The organism is Methanooceanicella nereidis (assembly GCF_021023085.1).
Lineage (GTDB): Archaea > Halobacteriota > Methanocellia > Methanocellales > Methanocellaceae > Methanooceanicella > Methanooceanicella nereidis.
The window spans coordinates 269,653-286,939 of sequence record NZ_PGCK01000003.1; the positions used below are offsets into that span (position 1 = coordinate 269,653).

At 46.7% G+C, this 17,287-nt stretch carries 14 protein-coding genes; 8 read left to right on the top strand and 6 right to left on the bottom strand.

Translation table 11 applies throughout. From position 1 onward, the window contains the following. Positions 1 to 37: 37 nt before the first annotated feature. Together CUJ83_RS05545 and CUJ83_RS05550 are read left to right on the top strand one after the other, a co-directional pair. The gene (locus tag CUJ83_RS05545; RefSeq protein ID WP_230741290.1) at positions 38 to 1,096 is read left to right on the top strand and encodes a type II glyceraldehyde-3-phosphate dehydrogenase; all 1,059 of its coding nucleotides are present in this window, start codon (positions 38 to 40) and stop codon (positions 1,094 to 1,096) included. A 38-nt stretch (positions 1,097 to 1,134) separates the two neighbouring features. Then, complete coding sequence (locus CUJ83_RS05550; protein ID WP_230741291.1) at positions 1,135 to 1,401, top strand: acylphosphatase; 267 nt, start codon at positions 1,135 to 1,137, stop codon at positions 1,399 to 1,401. A gap of 239 nt (positions 1,402 to 1,640) precedes the next feature. Here CUJ83_RS05550 and CUJ83_RS05555 read toward each other — a convergent pair whose 3' ends face one another. The 3 genes from CUJ83_RS05555 to ilvE all read right to left on the bottom strand — a co-directional run bounded on the left by CUJ83_RS05555 (position 1,641) and on the right by ilvE (position 5,232). Further along, positions 1,641 to 2,147 (bottom strand): hydrogenase 3 maturation endopeptidase HyCI, encoded by a 507-nt coding sequence (locus CUJ83_RS05555; protein ID WP_230741292.1) that lies wholly within the window; start codon positions 2,145 to 2,147, stop codon positions 1,641 to 1,643. A gap of 10 nt (positions 2,148 to 2,157) precedes the next feature. Next, on the bottom strand, positions 2,158 to 3,597 hold the full coding sequence (locus CUJ83_RS05560; protein WP_230741293.1) for a complex I subunit 5 family protein: 1,440 nt from the start codon (positions 3,595 to 3,597) through the stop codon (positions 2,158 to 2,160). A gap of 759 nt (positions 3,598 to 4,356) precedes the next feature. Beyond that, positions 4,357 to 5,232 carry a branched-chain-amino-acid transaminase gene (gene ilvE, locus CUJ83_RS05565; RefSeq protein WP_230741294.1) on the bottom strand — a complete coding sequence of 292 codons (876 nt, stop codon included), beginning with the start codon at positions 5,230 to 5,232 and terminating at the stop codon, positions 4,357 to 4,359. A 156-nt stretch (positions 5,233 to 5,388) separates the two neighbouring features. On the opposite strand from ilvE, the gene CUJ83_RS05570 reads away from it, so the two are divergent. The 3 genes from CUJ83_RS05570 to CUJ83_RS05580 all read left to right on the top strand — a co-directional run bounded on the left by CUJ83_RS05570 (position 5,389) and on the right by CUJ83_RS05580 (position 8,590). After that, complete coding sequence (locus CUJ83_RS05570; protein WP_230741295.1) at positions 5,389 to 6,519, top strand: tetratricopeptide repeat protein; 1,131 nt, start codon at positions 5,389 to 5,391, stop codon at positions 6,517 to 6,519. Positions 6,520 to 6,756: 237 nt separating this feature from the next. Continuing rightward, positions 6,757 to 7,407, top strand: coding sequence for a deoxyribose-phosphate aldolase (gene deoC, locus CUJ83_RS05575; protein ID WP_230741296.1), 651 nt, complete (start codon positions 6,757 to 6,759; stop codon positions 7,405 to 7,407). 208 nt (positions 7,408 to 7,615) lie between these two features. After that, entirely contained in the window at positions 7,616 to 8,590 is a 975-nt protein-coding gene (locus CUJ83_RS05580) for a 5,10-methylenetetrahydromethanopterin reductase (protein WP_230741297.1), read from the top strand. A 392-nt stretch (positions 8,591 to 8,982) separates the two neighbouring features. Here the strand turns inward: CUJ83_RS05580 and CUJ83_RS05585 are convergent, their stop codons facing one another. Next, on the bottom strand, positions 8,983 to 10,869 hold the full coding sequence (locus tag CUJ83_RS05585; protein ID WP_230741298.1) for a sensor histidine kinase: 1,887 nt from the start codon (positions 10,867 to 10,869) through the stop codon (positions 8,983 to 8,985). Positions 10,870 to 11,276: 407 nt separating this feature from the next. Between CUJ83_RS05585 and prf1 the strand changes: the two genes are divergently transcribed. Next, complete coding sequence (gene prf1, locus CUJ83_RS05590) at positions 11,277 to 12,521, top strand: peptide chain release factor aRF-1 (protein WP_230741299.1); 1,245 nt, start codon at positions 11,277 to 11,279, stop codon at positions 12,519 to 12,521. A 12-nt stretch (positions 12,522 to 12,533) separates the two neighbouring features. Next, a complete protein-coding gene (gene argS / locus CUJ83_RS05595) occupies positions 12,534 to 14,231 on the top strand; it encodes an arginine--tRNA ligase (protein WP_230741300.1) in 1,698 nt (565 codons plus the stop codon). A 59-nt stretch (positions 14,232 to 14,290) separates the two neighbouring features. Here argS and CUJ83_RS05600 read toward each other — a convergent pair whose 3' ends face one another. Continuing rightward, positions 14,291 to 15,202: a DUF4349 domain-containing protein gene (locus CUJ83_RS05600; RefSeq protein ID WP_230741301.1), complete on the bottom strand. Its 912-nt coding sequence runs from the start codon at positions 15,200 to 15,202 to the stop codon at positions 14,291 to 14,293. A gap of 174 nt (positions 15,203 to 15,376) precedes the next feature. Then, on the bottom strand, positions 15,377 to 16,123 hold the full coding sequence (locus CUJ83_RS05605; protein WP_230741302.1) for a TrmB family transcriptional regulator sugar-binding domain-containing protein: 747 nt from the start codon (positions 16,121 to 16,123) through the stop codon (positions 15,377 to 15,379). A 117-nt stretch (positions 16,124 to 16,240) separates the two neighbouring features. Here CUJ83_RS05605 and CUJ83_RS05610 point away from each other — a divergent pair, with 117 nt between their 5' ends. Further along, positions 16,241 to 17,167 carry a hypothetical protein gene (locus tag CUJ83_RS05610; protein ID WP_230741303.1) on the top strand — a complete coding sequence of 309 codons (927 nt, stop codon included), beginning with the start codon at positions 16,241 to 16,243 and terminating at the stop codon, positions 17,165 to 17,167. Positions 17,168 to 17,287 lie beyond the last annotated feature (120 nt).

A 17,287-nucleotide genomic window follows, 5' to 3' on the forward strand; every position in this document is an offset into this window, starting at 1 on the left:
ATGAAACCTGTTTAATATTAATATAAGAGGTACTTCCATGGCAGATAAAGTAAAAGTGGCCATTAATGGCTATGGCACAATTGGAAAAAGAGTCGCCTCCGCAGTGATGCGCCAGGATGATATGGCGCTCATCGGAGTCGCCAAGACTAAGCCTGATTATGATGCTTACGTAGCAGCGAAAAATGGCATCGACATCTATCCGGTCGACCCCGCGAAAGCCGAATCGAAGTTCAAGGCAGCCGGGATAAAGATAGCCGGATCCAACGAAGATATGATCAAAAAGGCCGACATAATAGTCGACTGTACCCCCGGGGGCATTGGCGAGCAAAATAAGCCATTATACGAAAAACTGGGAAAGAAAGCGATCTTCCAGGGCGGCGAAGAGCACGAGCTGGCAGGCACTTCTTTCAACGCGGTATGCAACTATGACGAAGCCATCGGCAAACAGTTCGTAAGGGTAGTATCCTGTAACACAACCGGTCTGGCAAGGCTCATTTACGCCCTTGACAAGGGATTCGGCGTAAAGAAAGTCCGGGCAACGATGATGAGGCGCGGCGGCGATCCAAATGACGTAAAGAGAGGACCTATAAACGCTATAGTGCCTGACCCCGTAAAGCTGCCTTCCCACCACGGACCGGACCTTAACACGGTGCTTCCGAACATAAAGATCGACACTGTCGCTGTAAAGCTACCGACGACACTTATGCACATGCACTATGTCAACATGAACCTGAAGGTCACTCCTTCAAGGGATGAAGTGGTATCGACGCTTAAGCAGTATCCGAGGCTGTGGCTGATCCCGTCCTGGATGAACATAAAATCGACGGCTGATGTCATGGAGTTCGGCAGGGAGCTGGGAAGGCCCAGGAACGACATGATGGAGAATTGCATATGGGAAGAATCCGTCTCTGTCGACGATTCCGGCGAGGTCAACCTTTTCCAGGCAATACACCAGGAATCCGATGCGATACCTGAGAACGTTGACTGTATCAGGGCTATGATGGGCATCGAGAAGGATGCTAAGAAGTCTATGGATAAGACGGACAAGACTTTAGGTCTTGGGAACTTTGCACCCTGGATACAGAAATTACCGTAGAGGATATTAACTATCCTCTTCATTCTTTTTGAGGAAATATGAAGGCCATCGACGTCATAGTATCGGGAAGAGTGCAGGGAGTCGGCTTCCGTGCGTTTACCAGAAAGAACGCGGTGATGCTGGGAGTCAAAGGGTATGTCGAGAACCAGCGCGATGGCACAGTACATGCTGTAATGGAAGGTAATGAGCATCAGGTGGATAAGTTGCTCGAGGTCGTCAAGAACGGGCCCATGACGTCCCGGGTAAGGGATGTAAAGGTAAAGGACATAGACAAGTCAGGATATACTGGCTTTGATGTTCGCTGACGTGCATATAAGATCCGATCTGTTTCATATGTAGCGTCATAGAAATCCGTGTTTAATGATTTTTCCCAGTTTCCTGTTCCTTTAACTCTTAATTGCTTCACGGGAAATAATCAATTTTTATCTCAAAGGTCTTAAAGATTTTTTAGAAACGTTGAGTCTTTAGGATGAAAATTCATTATGTTCTCAGGCATTCTCTCATATGCATACAGAATGCCAGACACATGCAACGTACTATGACGCTACAAAGAAAGATCATTATTAAAAATTGTACTGATCGATCTTGAAATAGCCTTTAACCTATCTTCGATGACCGGGGATATCCCCTCAGTATCGGATATCGTAGCCGGCTGTACTCCTATCATGAATACGTCCGCGCCCGTCTCTTCTTTCAAATATTCCATTACCATGTCCAGCGAGAATTTGTGCGTCGTCAGGCCGTAGCCTCCTGCTTCGCTGATCTCCACTATCTTTGTATATCCCGCCGGAAAGTTCCCGAAGTGGACGGCATCTATGAAAACTATCGCCTGAGGATCGATCCTTTTTATCCTTCCCGTAAAATTTTCCGGTACGTTTTCCGCATCTATGGCGTGCGGCACATTATCGCTTATCATGTCTATGAGCGCCGGGCCTATGGCATCGTCCCCGCGCATCCTGTTACCGACCCCTACAAAGACCACTTTTTCTTTATACAGGCCGCCTATACGCTTTTTTAGAACGTCTTTTATGTCCGCTAAAGCATCCTCCATCGATATGACCTCACGGGCGTGCGATAGAGGACAGCATATGGGCCGAGTATTCCAGAACGCCTGACAATAGGTCCGGGTATAAGCCCAGCACTATGCAAAGCCCTGTCAGTATGAGTATCGGGATCATCATATATGCCGGGGGGTCTGACACGTTCTTAAATTCTTCCACCGGCTTGCCCATGAACATCACATAGAACGCGTGTATCAGGCATAAAAACGTCAATACGCTGCCTATCGTCATTAGCGTGGCAAACAGAGGATAGCCTGCTTCGATGGCGGCATCATGAAGTATGGCCTTACTTACGCTCCCGTTCAGCAGCGGGAAACCGGACATGGCCAGAGACGCTATAAGGAAACAGATCGCGGTCAGCGGCATCTGTTTTAAAAGGCCGCCCATCTGGTGGATCTTTCTCTTATTTATGCGTAAAATGATAGCTCCCGTGATAAGGAAAAGACATCCTTTGAAGAGCATGTGGTTCGTGATATGGAAGAGCGCGCCGTACACGGCGTCAGGCGTCGCGATGCCCAGTCCCACTATGATGTAGCCGATCTGGCTGATCGTATGGTATGCGAGAAGCCGCTTAATATCCTCCTGCAATATTGCCATTATGACGCCGATGAGTATGTTCAGGATGCCGAAGCCGGCGACTATTAGCACTATAGTACCGAACCCTATCATGGGATAAAATATGTAGATAGCCTTTACTACGGCTATGACGCTTGACTTGACAAGTATGCCTGACATCGTGGCACTGATCGGGGGCGGCGCCTCGGCATGGGCTGACGGAAGCCATATGAGACCAAGCGGTATGAGACCTGCCTTTGTGCCAAAGCCGAAGAAGAACAGCATTGCCAGCAAAAACTGGTCGCCGGGGGCGATATTAAACGTGTTAAGTTCAAGAAGGTTGAGCGTGCCGCCCTGTATGAAAAGGATGAAAGACCCGTATATGACAAGTATCACCTCAACGATACTTATCGCGAGGTACACCATTGTCGCTTTTATCGCCTTCTTTGTCCTGCCGAACAATATCAGCACGGCGCTTATCACTGTCGCCGCCTCGAGGAAAACGAGCATGACGATGACGTTATATGTGTTGGCCAGCCCCGACATCATGCCTATCAGGAGTAAATATGCGATGAAATAAGTATTATCGTAATGTTTCTTATCCTTATATGAGAACGAGTAAAAGATCACGAGCGTGCCTATGAAGCATATGAGGCATGTGATCACCATGCCCACGCCATCCAGCAATATCGGCCCGTATGACAAAGGCTCGATCCTGCCGTTCTCCAGCAAAACCAGGTATGCGGCGTTCATGATGAACAGGAAAATGGAGTATGATACCAGAAAGATGTCCTGGACCTTCTCTGAATATTTTCCTATGATGAGTGTGGCCAGGGCTCCAAGAATAGGCAGTATTATCGGTGCAAGGGCAAGATAGTCGTTCATCGTATTTCATCCACGCTTTATCTTCGGCTTGATGGTCATGTTATTCGGCATTGAACTCGTTTGATGATGCTGTATAGGTTCATACCTGAAAAACTATATTCCAACGCTTTAAGGTCTCGCATTAACATAAACCTTTGCGGGGTATTAGCATAAGCCCTTTGGTATACATTATTCACCTTATCCTATTTAAGAAAATAACATTTAGATATTACTGTAAAAAAAGTTTGCTATGCATTGTAAATGAAAATTTTTTTAGAGTGCAGAGAATCGCTGATCTAACTAAAACACGGGCATTTATACCTCTTTAAGACAAAAAATAAAAAATATATGGGCCGTGAAGAAGGTTCAGCGCCGTTTCTTACCTTTTGGGAACCGTGGTAGAGATGTTATGGCATTAAGGGAAAAAGGTCTTTTGGGGTAGAGGGGAAATTTTTTGCTACCTTTTCACCCTGATAACGGTATAACACCGGCTGCGTCATTACCTCTCCGGGGCCCGGTTTTTGGGAGTGTATGGCTTAAATGATCGCTATACTTTAGTCGGGTCCTATACCCTGATGAATGTTAATATCTGTGAAGTATCAAAAGTTAGGAAAGGCTTAAGCGATTTATCCTTAAACATTTGCATATTAAACGATAATTATCCTGTAAAAATTACTTTAGAACGGACAAGTTCTTGCTTACGCTAATTTATGCTATAAAAAACCATAAAAAAAATCATGGTTCGGGCGACTATCCCGCCCGACCTTCCTATCTCGTCTTTCACTTATAGATCGGAGTACCTGTTGTCCTGGTAAGCTCCGTATAGGCAGTCATTAACTTCTTTGTTACCGGGCCCGGCTTTCCGTCGCCTATGACGCGCCCGTCGATCCTGGTCATCGGAGCGATCTCCGCTGCAGTGCCGGTCACGAACACTTCATCCGCCGTATACAGGTCAAAGTAGCCAAGGTTAGCCTCAGCCAGGGATATGCCGAGTTTCTCGGCGAGTTCGAACACAGCTCCCCTGGTAATGCCGTTAAGGTTGTACTGTACGAACGGTGTCCTTATTCTGCCATTCTTTATGATGAATATGTTATCTCCGGAACCTTCGGATATATTTCCTCTGATGTCGAATATGATGGCCTCGTCGCCGCCTTTTTCATTCGCCTCTATCTTCGCCAGGATGTTATTCAGGTAATTAAGCGATTTAATATTGGTCGGTAGCGCCTCGGGAGCGTTTCTCCTGACGCTGACGGTGACCCCTGTCAGTCCCTTTTCATACAGGTCGCCATACATGGCTCCCCAGCTTACTGCAATGATTATGACTCCGGCCTTCGGGCATTTTCTCGGGTCCAGGCCCAGGTCGCCTACGCCTCTGGTAAAAATGGGCCTTATGTAAGCGTCCTTGAGATCGTTCCTTCTCAACGTCTCCAGTATAGCCTCTTTAAACTCTTCCTTGCTCAATGGCGGCACAAGGCATATGGCACGCGCACCATCGTACATCCTGTCGATATGCTCGTCCAGCCTGAATACTCTGCCATTATATGCCCGTATACCCTCAAAGACACCGTCACCATATAATAATCCATGATCATAAACCGATATCCTAGCGTTCTCTTTTGAGTAGAACTTGCCATCGATGTAGATTTGTTCGGTCATACAGATACCCCATCAATAAACACAGGGATAGAATATATTTTTTATGTTACTTTTTTTAGGGTCCATTGATCGTTTCTTGAAAAACGAAAACTTATCGTCAGAATTCCCGATAGGAAAATTATTAACCACCGATGAGTAATATAAAAACTTAAAAGGATGAAAAATCAGGGCGTTGAGTTCCCGATGAGCGATGTTGAGGAAAAGAGGGATAAAAAGAGCCCCGGTGCGAGCGAGCTATTGAGCAGGGGCCTGGAGATGGTAAGCCTGGGCAAGATGCCCGAATCCATACCATTTTTCGACGAGGCTATTAAGGCCGATCCCGAGTACGGTGAGGCATATAATTGTAAAGGGCTGGTGCTCATGGAACTCGGCAAGCTTGAAGAAGCGTTCGAATGTTTCGAGTATGCGACAAGAATATCTCCGGATAACTCGAAGTTTTGGTATAGTAAAAGCCTTCTTTTCAGAAAGCTTGACATGTCCGAGGATGAATCGCAGGCCTGCCTTAATGCGATACGTCTGAATCCCCGGCATATCCAGGCATGGCGGGGCCGTGCACAGGCTCTCGCAAGGACCGGGGAATTGACCGAATCGATATCATGCCTTGAAAAAGCCCTGGAGGTCGAGCCTTTTAACGAGGAGCTATGGTACCTTAAGGGCTCATACGAATTGATACTTGGCGAGTCTCATGCAGCTCTTCGCTCTTTTAATAAAGCCATTGAGATAAACCCCGATAGTGCCCGCTCATGGCGCGGCAAGGCCGAGGCAATGGCGATAATAGGGGATTTTGAAGAGTCATACAGGTGCTATGACAGATCGATACGTATCGATCCGGGAATGGCGGAATCTTATTATGGAAAAGGCAGGGTATTGGTCCGGGAAGGAAAATACGAGGACGCTATTGATATCTTCGGCAGGGCTATCGAAATGTTCCCGGAATTCGTGGAAGCATGGTTCTACAGGGGATGGGCGTTCGACAGGATAGGAAATGTCTCGAAAGCTTTAGAGAATTATGACGCGGCCATCGAGCTCGCGCCTGACAGCGAGCTAGTGTGGTATACAAAAGGCGTGCTTCTGGCGAAACTTGAAAAATATCCGGAGGCTATTGATTGCTTTGATAAGGCAATAGATATATTCCCGCGCCACGCGGGAGCATGGTATCGTAAGGGCCTGATATTGAGCATACTCGGGAACAATGATGAAGCCGCACAGTGTATAAATAAGGCTATTGATATAGACCCTGAGATATATGAGATGATCAAGGATGGGCTGGAAAACATAAGTGCGTGATCAGAACACACCTCATGTTTTTAAGGCCGCGGGTCAATGGTCAATGCTGTCTAAAAGTAAGTATTTCAATTTTATCTCAATGTTTCTTTTTAAAAAAACGTTTAGATCATCGAGCAGTTTGTCGAGCCATTATGGTAAAACTATGCAGGTGTTTTATTTTCTTGTATGTATGGAATTATTATCGGCCGTCTTAATTCGCATAATATTTATCGCCTTTTAAAAAGAGTAATATTCTATATGGATAAAAAAGACCTCGCAAAGTACATCGACCATACGAACGTTCGGCCTTATGCCAGCGAAAAGGATATTTTAAAGCTATGTGACGAGGCCATAAAGTACGGCTTCGCATCGGCTTGCGTGGCCTCATGCTGGGTGCCGCTGGCGCGAGAAAAGCTATCGGGGAGCGGGGTCAGGGTATGTTCAGTGGTCGGCTTTCCGTTCGGGGCGGAAATATATCATACAAAAGCCTTCGAGGCTAAAACTGCCGTAGCGAGCGGGGCTGACGAGATCGATGCTGTCATCAACATAGGCTACTTAAAATCCGGAAGGCTCGACTATATGGCGAGCGAACTATCCGGGATAGTGGAAGCATCGGGAAACGCGACGGTAAAGATCATCATCGAGACATGCTATCTTACTCCGGATGAGATCATCCAGGCGAGCAAACTTGTCAGAAACTCCGGGGCAGCATTTGTTAAAACGTCTACGGGATACGGCCCGTCCGGAGCAAGGCTTGAAGATGTGGAATTAATTAAAACCGAAGTTCCTGGAATCAGGATAAAGGCATCGGGCGGCATTCGTACGCTGGAGGACGCGAATAAGTTCATAAATGCAGGCGCTTCTAGAATTGGCACCAGTGCAGGGCCGACGATAGTTGAAGATCTGTAAATTACATTAGCGTTGCATGAAATTAGAAAAATTAAGGGTTATATATACTTTTCTGGGAAATGTGTACTGAATATATAATCCTTTCACGATATTTACCCGATATGGTGTATTGATCCCGGGGTACATCTATCAAATTTTTTTCAAATAAGTAAAAACCGATATTCTTTTAAATAAGTAGCTTAATACATAATTGCTTGAGGTATAATTTATGGTATCTTTCGGCATTGAGTTTGTTCCGAACGTTCCAACCAAGGAACTTATCAAGTACTGTAAGTACGCAGAACAGAACGCAATTGACTTTTTGTGGATAACTGACCACTATAACAACCGCAACGTATTCGCAGAGCTGGCCCTCATAGCAGCTGAGACAGAGAGGATAAAGCTCGGTCCGGGCATCACCAACGCATTTACCGCAAGCCCGGCAGTCACCGCATCCGCGATCTGCACGATCGACGAGGTATCCGACGGTAGGGCTACCCTCGGTATCGGCCCTGGTGACCTGAGCACACTCCCGAAGATCGGCATCCCGATGGAGACCCCGGTCGCAAGGCTTACTGAAGCCGTATCTATAATCAGCAAGCTCTGGGCAGGAGAGGCAGTAAGCACCCCGGACAACAAGGTATTCAAGTTCGCAGGCGCACAGCTCGCATACAAGCCCAAGCAGAAGAAGATCCCCATTTACATCGGCGCACAGGGCGAAAAGATGCTCGAGACCGCTGGTGCGATTGGTGACGGTGTATTGATCAACGCATCAAACCCGAAGGACTTCCAGTATGCAGTACCAATAGTCAAGAAGACCGCTGGCGACAAGAAATTCGACATTGCAGCATACGCTTGCTTCGCAATAGACAAGGACAGCAAGAAGGCAAAGAAGGCAGTTCTGCCGGTCGTCGCTTTCATCGCAGCAGGCTCCCCGGTACCCGTACTCCAGAGGCACGGCCTTAACCTTGACGCAGTCAACACCATCAAGGCAGGTCTCGCAAAGGGTGACTTCAAGACCGCGTTCGGCGCAGTAGACGACGCAATGATCGAGGCATTCTCGATATACGGAAGCCCGGCCGAGCTCAACGAGAAGATCAAGAACCTCGTCGGCATGGGTGTAACCCAGATAGTCGCAGGCTCACCGATCGGCCCGGACAAGAACACCAGCATACGCTTAGTTGGCAAATACGTTATCGAATAAAGTGGATGATCTCCACTTTTTTCTTTCTTTTTAATATTTTCTGATATCTCTTTTTAGTGTGTCCAGTGAATTCTATCGTGTGTGCATTAGTTTATCTTTGATCAAGTCCACAACAAAGGCAACAAAGGTTCACTATTTTTCACCACGAAGGGCTCCAAGTGCTCGAAGGTCCACAAATTTTTTTAAGTATATGTTAACCTTCTAAAAAAGTCCTTTGTGTACCCTTGTGCCCCTTTGTGCCCTTTGTGGTTAACGTTTTGTGTTCCTTTTTCGCCTTTGTGGTGAAAAAGAAGATATAATATAACAGGAATTAACGGGACATAGCAATAGAATTATGTCTAAAAAAATTCTTTTGAATACATTCTTATATCACAAAAGGTTTTCTAACGACCTTAAAAATCATTATGTTTCGGAATACTGAAATAGAATGTAGAGCCCTCTCCCGGAGTGCTCTCCAGCCATACTCTGCCGCCCAGCAATTGAACATATCCTTTTACTAGCGCCAGCCCAAGGCCGATCCTGCCGCATTCTCTTTTATCGTTGTTTGCATCTACGATATAGAACCTCTCGAAGATACGTTCAAGATCAGAGGGATGGATACCTCGCCCCGTATCACTGACTGAAAATATGTATTCGGGTCCCTGCTCATAGAGGCCTATCGATACCTTACTTCCGTCATAGCTGTACTTCATGGCGTTCGAGATCATGTTGTCCAGTATGTTGTGAAGTTTTTCTTTATCCGTCCTTATAATGGTCCCGGACGGGATCTCGTTTACTGTGGTGCGCTTATATGTGCTATAGTTGCCGAGTATGGCATTCGCCAGCCCGCAGGGATCGACATCATCATATCTTACGCTTATTTTTCCATTATCGAGCCTGGATAGTTCGACCATCCTGTCAATGATATTCTTTTGCCTGTAAGCGTTCCTCTCGATGATGTCCAGGTATTGCCTTTGGGATTCATCCTTGATCTCAGATCTCACTCTGTCCAGGCATCCAAGGATCGGCGTCAACGGGGCCTTAAGCTCCTGGGCAGCAATGCCGGTGAACTCCAGCTTTCGCTCATATTCATCCCTAAGCTTATCATGGGCGCACCTTATATCTGATTCAAGGCCGACGTTATTCGATAAGTCCATTGATATCCCCACATAGCCTGACATCCTGCCATCAGAGTCATAGGTCGGGAATATCTTTAGAGAAGAGTAAAAATCTCCCCCTTTGAACTTTCCTATCCCCGGTTTACATCTCTCTAACGCCAGAATATTCCCCTTTTTTAGGCTTTCCGCCTGCGATCCCGAGGATAATCCGAGGGCTTTCCAGTCCGTGAACAGGTTATATTTTCCCTCCACTTCATGCCTTGTGACATTATATATCCTCAGGAAAGAATCATTCACTGACACCATGCTCCCGTCATTATTAAATATGGAGACAGCGTCCGGAGACTGGCTCATCAGGTCTCTGGTAAACCTCTGGGTGTCATTTAACTTCTTGCTCATATCATCGATCAGAGAAGTATTCCTGTTATTAAATGAAAATACTAGAAGTGATAATGTAAGATATAATATCCCAAGACTATAGAATGTAGCAGGAAGCCCTCCTGTGTCTACTGCTCTCAGCACCTCGATGAGATTTAACGCATCGCCTAAAAAATTCAGGAAGATAAAGACTGTCAATATCACAAGGAAATATTTTATCCTGTATTCCAGCCGGCCCAGCAAGGCTTTTGTCGATAGGGCGAGAAATATGATCCCTGCTATAAGATAGGATATCAATAATAAAGTATCAAAATAAGAAATTTTTACCGGAATAATATTACTGGACGCATAATACAGTATCACAAGGATCAAGAACAGGTAGCCCGGAATGATCTTCCTGTCCAGCCGTCCGTCAAATCTATCCCTGTTATCGATCAATAATCTATGGACATAGTATATCAATGGCAGATATCCTGCCAGCATTAAAATTTCTGACACGGGCATGAGGTACTGGATATTAAAGTGTGATGTAAAAAACACCTCTATCAATATCACGACCATCCAGATGGTGAGGCTGGACATCAGCCCTTTTATCATATTCTTAAGATCTCTATCTCTGTTCGAGATAAAAAGCTTAAAAGAGACGATTATACAGAATAATACTATGAGGATCGATGCGGCCGCAAATACTTCTTCAGTTATCGGGGATATGAGGAACAATATGGCTATCATGGCCGATATTCCTATTTCAAGTCCCATGAGGGCGTTATCCATTAACTTCTGCCTGTCATTTTGACTGTCCATTCCCAATCCCAGATTCATTTGTTTTATTTTATATTATCCCGGCGGTCAAAGTATAAAAATTTGCCCATTAATCCCATGAATCTCCAAAGAACTCCTTTAATTTTCCCGGTACAGGACTCACATTTAGATTTGCGAAAATTATATATATAATGTCAGTAAATTGACAGAGATGTGTATAGGCACCGTGAATCATTCAAGGGGTGTACCCATATTTTATTAGTGGATGAATCAGCATGCGGTGTCTTAACGGGGATCGTCAACAACGATTAGCGGACGGCCGATCCGATCAGTGTATACGGCCGATAGCTTTTGCGATTTTTATAATCTTTACGAATTAAATGTTAAATGGTCGCATATAAACGGCCGATCAAGTAACATGAATATAAAATTTACCGGGATAATCACATATGTCAGAAGAAGCAAAACACAAGTACGAATTTAAGAGGCAGCTTGAGGAACTTCGAAGCAAGCAGGGTCAGGGGACCGAGCTTGTCTCGTTATATATCCCTCACGAAAAGAGAATATCGGATATCGTCGCTTATCTGAGAGATGAGCACGGGTCCGCGGCCAACATTAAATCCAAATCGACAAGGACCAATGTGCAGAGCGCCCTTGAATCGATCCTGGCCAGGCTTAAATATTACAAAGAGCCGCCAGAGAACGGAATGGTCATATTTTGCGGCGCCATATCCATCGGCGGGGATAAGACGGCCATGGAGACCATAGTGGTCGAGCCGCCACAGGTGATCACATCCTTTTCATACCGGTGCGGAAGCGCTTTCGAGTTAGATAAGCTGGAAGATATGCTGGTCGACAAAAAGACCTTCGGCCTTCTGGTCCTTGACAGGCGTGAGGCTACGATAGGCCTTTTAAAAGGTAAGCATATCACGCCCATGAGGCATCTGACGAGCACTGTCCCCGGCAAACAGAGAAAAGGCGGTCAGTCATCCCATCGTTTCCAGCAGCTAAGGCTCATCGCCATCAACGATTTTAACACGAGGATAGGTGATTCGGCCAACGACATCTTCCTGACCGTGGACCGTAACGACTTTCAGGGCATCCTCATAGGCGGGCCTACCCCTTCGAAAGAGGAATTCGTTAAGGGAGAATACCTGCACCACGAGCTCCAGCCGAAGATCATGGGGCTTTTTGACATAGCATACACGGACGAGTCAGGGCTGTCTGAGCTGATGGAAGCCGCGAGCGAAGTGCTTTCCGGGCTTGACGTCATGAAGGAGAAGAAGTTCATGGAGCGCTTCATGAAAGAGCTTGTAAGCGATAACGGCCTGGCGGCATATGGTGAGGATTCAGTCCGTCAAAACCTTCAGTTAGGCTCGGTAGAAGTGCTGCTTTTATCTGAAGACCTGAGAAGAAGCCGTATCACGATAAAGTGCCAGAACTGCGACTATACAAAGACGAGCACGATCAAGTACAGGCCGGGGGAGACGCCCACGGTATCCGACAAATGTCCGAAGTGCCAGTCCTCGTTAAGCATAGCTGATAAGGTCGACGTCGTGGAGGAGCTTTCGGTACTTTCAGACCAGATGAACACTCAGGTAGAGTTCATATCGACTGACTTTGAGGAAGGGGAGCAGCTCTTTAACGCGTTCGGCGGCATCGCGGCCATTTTGAGATATAAGACAGGGGTATGAAGAGGTATATTGATGTATCTGAAGTTCATCGATGAAGTGAATTCCGTAATGGGGGAAGCTGTCAAAAAGGCGGGATATGAGTCTGACGATATGTATCTCGGAGAGTCACAGCATGCTGACGTCAGCTCGTCCCTGCCGTTCAGGCTGGGCAAGGAGCTGAAGAAAAACCCGCGCGACATAGCCCTTGAGATAGTCGCCAGGATCGATAATAAAGGCAAATACATAGGCCGTATCGAGACTATAGGCCCTTACATAAATTTCTTTGCGAACGATATATACGTAAAGGATGCAGTGGAGGATGTCCTTGAAAAAGGCAAAACTTTCTGCTCGCTGCCGGATAATGGCATAAAAGTCATCCTCGAGCACACCTCCGCTAACCCGACAGGCCCGTTACACGTGGGAAGGGGCAGGAATCCTGTCATAGGCGATACGCTTGCCCGCATTTTGAGGAACGGCGGATACGACGTCGAAGTGCAGTATTATGTGGATGATATGGGTAAGCAGGTTGCGACGATCGTATGGGGTTATGATAATCTTGACCCAAAGGCTCTCCCCGCGCCCCAGATGGATAAGCCGGACCATGCCGTCGTAGAGGTTTACCGCGAAGCGACAGGGCGCATGAAGTCGGATGAGGCTGTCGAGAAAGAGATCTCCGGGATATTGAACAGGTACGAGCATCTCGACCCGGAGATAACGGAAAAGTTCCGAAATGTGGTCAACATCTGTCTCGAAGGTCAAAAGATGACTCTTGCGGAGATGAACGTATTCTATGACAATTTCGTATGGGAGTCGGAGTTCGTAAAGAACGGCTCGGTCGATAAGGTGGTCGAGGAACTCTCAAAGACCCCATATGCCCGGACAAAGGACGGCGCTCTCATGCTTGACCTGTCATCGTTCGGTATAGAAAAAGAGTTCGTCCTGACGCGTTCGGACGGGACCTCACTTTACACCACAAGGGACATCGCCTATCACATATGGAAGCTTTCGAATTGCGATAAGGCTATCAATGTTCTTGGCGAGGACCAAAAACTGGCCATGCAGAGGCTGGAAGCCACGCTGAAGATACTTGGCGTGAACAAGACACCTTCTATAGTGTTCTATTCATTTGTCTCGCTGCCCGAGGGAAGGATGTCGACGCGTAAAGGCGTCGTTGTCAACCTGGACGACCTCCTGGAAGAGGCGGTCGAAAGGGCATATATTGAAGTGGATAAACGCAGGAAGGACATCCCGGAAGAGAAGAAGCGCAAGATCGCAGATGCAGTGGGCATAGGGGCGGTCAGGTTCGACATCATACGTGTCGCCGCCGAAAAAACTATTACCTTCAAGTGGGAGCAGGCGCTGGACTTCGAGAAGCAGGGCGCCCCGTTCATACAGTACGCCCATGCGAGGACGTGCAGCATACTGGATAAGGCAAAACCCGGGAACTATGACCTGAGCATGCTCAAGGAAAAAGAGGAAGCAGCCCTTGTTAAAAAGATAGCGATGCTGCCTTATGTGATAAAAACCGCCTCAGACGAACTGAAGCCCCACATCGTCGCGACCTATGCGAGGGAACTGGCCGAGACTTTTAACCAGTTCTATCGGTTCGTCCCAGTATTGAGCGCCGAGCCTGAGCTTCGCGAGGCAAGGCTCGCTCTTGTCGATGCCGCCAGGATCGCTCTCGCATGCTCACTTGAGATGCTGGGCATAGAGGCACTGGAAGAGATGTAAAATTAAAAAAAAAATAAATGAGTCCGGGATGTCTCATGCATGATCCCGGATCTTAGCCTTTATTTCTTTTTAATGAATTTCTTGTAAACTTGCCACGATATCTTTAAGAGCAGGTACAATATTGCCAGTCCTATCGCTATGTATAATATTATGGGTATCAGATAGCCCGTCAGCACGACCAGCGCGCCCAGCATCGACACGAAAGCCCTGGCAGCTTCACGGAAAGCGTCGTCTATGCCCCAGTCATAGGATACTACCGGTTCAGGTTCCATGATCTTTACCGTTATGGTCGAGAAATCTATTCTGGCGCTCAAATAGTTCAATTCGGCAGTGGTGCGCTCTATCTCGTACCTTACTCTTGAAAGTTCCTTCGACACCTGCAGGACATCGTCAACTGTCATGGCCCTGTTCATTATCTCGTTCAATTTTTCCTCTTCCAGCTTCAGGTTTTTCAGGCGTGCGTTCAGGTCTATGAACTGCTTTGTAACATCCTGTCCGGAGGACTGTTCATACTGGACCTTACCCAGTGTCTTGACCTGTGCAAGCGCAGGCTCGAACGCAGACTGCGGGACTTTCATCGTGATGGTCGTCGTATGCTTTCCATTATCCGAAAGGTACGTGCTTGATGATTCGATGTACCCTCCGTAGCCCGACGTTATCTCCCTGACCCTGTTTACCGCATTATCGTACTTATCCGTCTCGATATGTACGGTCGCGGTCATGATGACCTTTCTGTCGCTTATGTTAGTATACGCGTTACCGTAATCTGTCGATGTTTGCGAGGTCGACCCTGTAAGTGTCTCGCTTCCCTTGCTGGTGTCCGGCGCCGGATAAGGCGCCGAACTGCCGCCGTCATATGAAATGCCAGGGCTCTTGTCCGTATATGATTCCTGGCCCATACATCCGGAAAAAAGGATCGTCACGATTATGATCAATATAGCAAATGTCCCGGGGATATTACGATGTCTCATAATAATATGTATAATATTTGATTATTTAAAAATGGCTAAAGGTACGGGAAATTTCGTAGTCAATGACCTGAATACCGATAATAAGCGGAAAAATAGTTTTAGTGGTCTGTCAGATAGAGTATGGGTTCGTTGTTTTATATGGCTCTATCAGCCTGATGAGCTCCAGGAAAAAATTTATACGTTTTCAGCTTCCTGCCATGCGGGCTCGAATATGTGCTCCAGTACTTTTGAGCATGCGTCGCGGCTGTTTATCCAGAGCCCGAAATATGATGACGAGGTGGTGCGCGGAGGCTCACGTATGGCGAAGGCTACGAATTCGCCGTCAGCGACGATGAACCTTACGTCTCTCGAATACTCATGGCTTCTGACTTTCACACCCGCATCTTTTAGCGCCTTTATGCCCTCTTCGAGTTCAGGCTGGTGATATGTTATTACCCGTATGAGGACACCTCTGTTTGATGCTTCCTGTATCGCCCTTAATGTTTCTCCGTCCAGCCAGGTAAGCGAGCGGGTCACTATCTCTACCGAGTTCGAGGCCGATGCGATCCTTCCCGCCGTGAATGACGGGACTGCGGATACATCGTCATGTACGACCTCTATGGAAGTGTTTTTTGTATCGCAGATCGTGACAGCTGACTGCCTGTATGATGCTATCGACGAATTGATGTCCTCGATGTTGGCTGATAATAAATTCGTCAGCGATGACTGTATATTATCCATTAATAATATTTGTCCTTCCCTCTTTATCGCGCCCCTCCCCATGAGGGTGTACACAGCCTTTGATATGGCTGCCATTGACAGGTTCGTGTTGTTAAAGATATCTTCAAGACTGGCACGGCGACGGACTGCCATGTATGAGAATACTTCTTTACTGTCATCGTCAAGGCCCATCTTTTCGAGTATCTTTTCAAGACTTTCCATATCGTCGTCCTTCCATCGTGTATCTAAAAATATCCCGCTTAAAGTATAAAAGGGCATTGAGGGTCAAGTAATAAGGCAGAAATATTTATATTAATATAATTATAATAATACTTTCGTATGCTGACTAACCGGAGGTCGGGCATATCCCGTGTACGAGTTTTTATCCTGTTCGCCATAGTATTACTTCTCTCTCCTTCTCTATACATGGCAAAGGATGCCTGTATGTATGGCCTTGTCCCTGTATATGTTCATGTTAATGCCGGCGGCGATCCACTCTACAGCGGCGCTCCCGATGTCATTGTCAATGGATTAAATGCGAAGTATTATGACTGCGGCATTTATTATGTCGATCTTCCATTCGTGAACAATGATACGCTGATCAACGCCACCGTGACGTACAACGGATATGGGGTTACCGACTCTTCGCCCATGACAGGCTCAGGATCTGTAGACCTTTTTGTTAACTTCCCCGAAGACCAGGTTAACTATGTTATCAATGGCACGATCTATGGCCATGATTCATTCGGACGACATCCCTGGACAAATGAACATATCACAGTATCGGTCAACGGAGTAGATGCATTGGTGGATGGAGCTAATTATACTGCCGTCCTGAGAGCCCCGGATGAAGATGAGACTCTTAACATTACTGTAAAGCATGATTGCGGGCAGGTCCTCTGTGAAAAGTATGATAGGGTATCACTATCCTCGCAAGACCTGAATGTCGACCTTGACATTGATGTTATGGAAGTCTCCGGGGATGTATATTACTCGGACAGTCCTGCCGAGGACTCCGTACTCTTTGTGTATGTGAATGACAGGCCAATGGGTCCTATCACAGCAGCCTCAAAATATGATGATAGCGGAAAGAGGGTGGGACCGATGTTCTCGGTCAACATACCTGGCGCACATTGCGGGGACCATGTCCTGATAACCGCATCTAACGGGATCGCAAAAGGAATAGTCGCCCAGGATGCGATGGATAATAAGATGTTCCTGACGGTCAACCTTAAAAAGATCGATGTTTACGTTCCATATACGTGAGGTTAGTATCTACCTGCCATCCGAAAGAAATAATGAAAAACATTAACTAAAAAACCTGCTGGTATAAAATATAAAAAACTATTTGCCGATCTTCAATAAAGAAAATCGGCAGTCGACTCG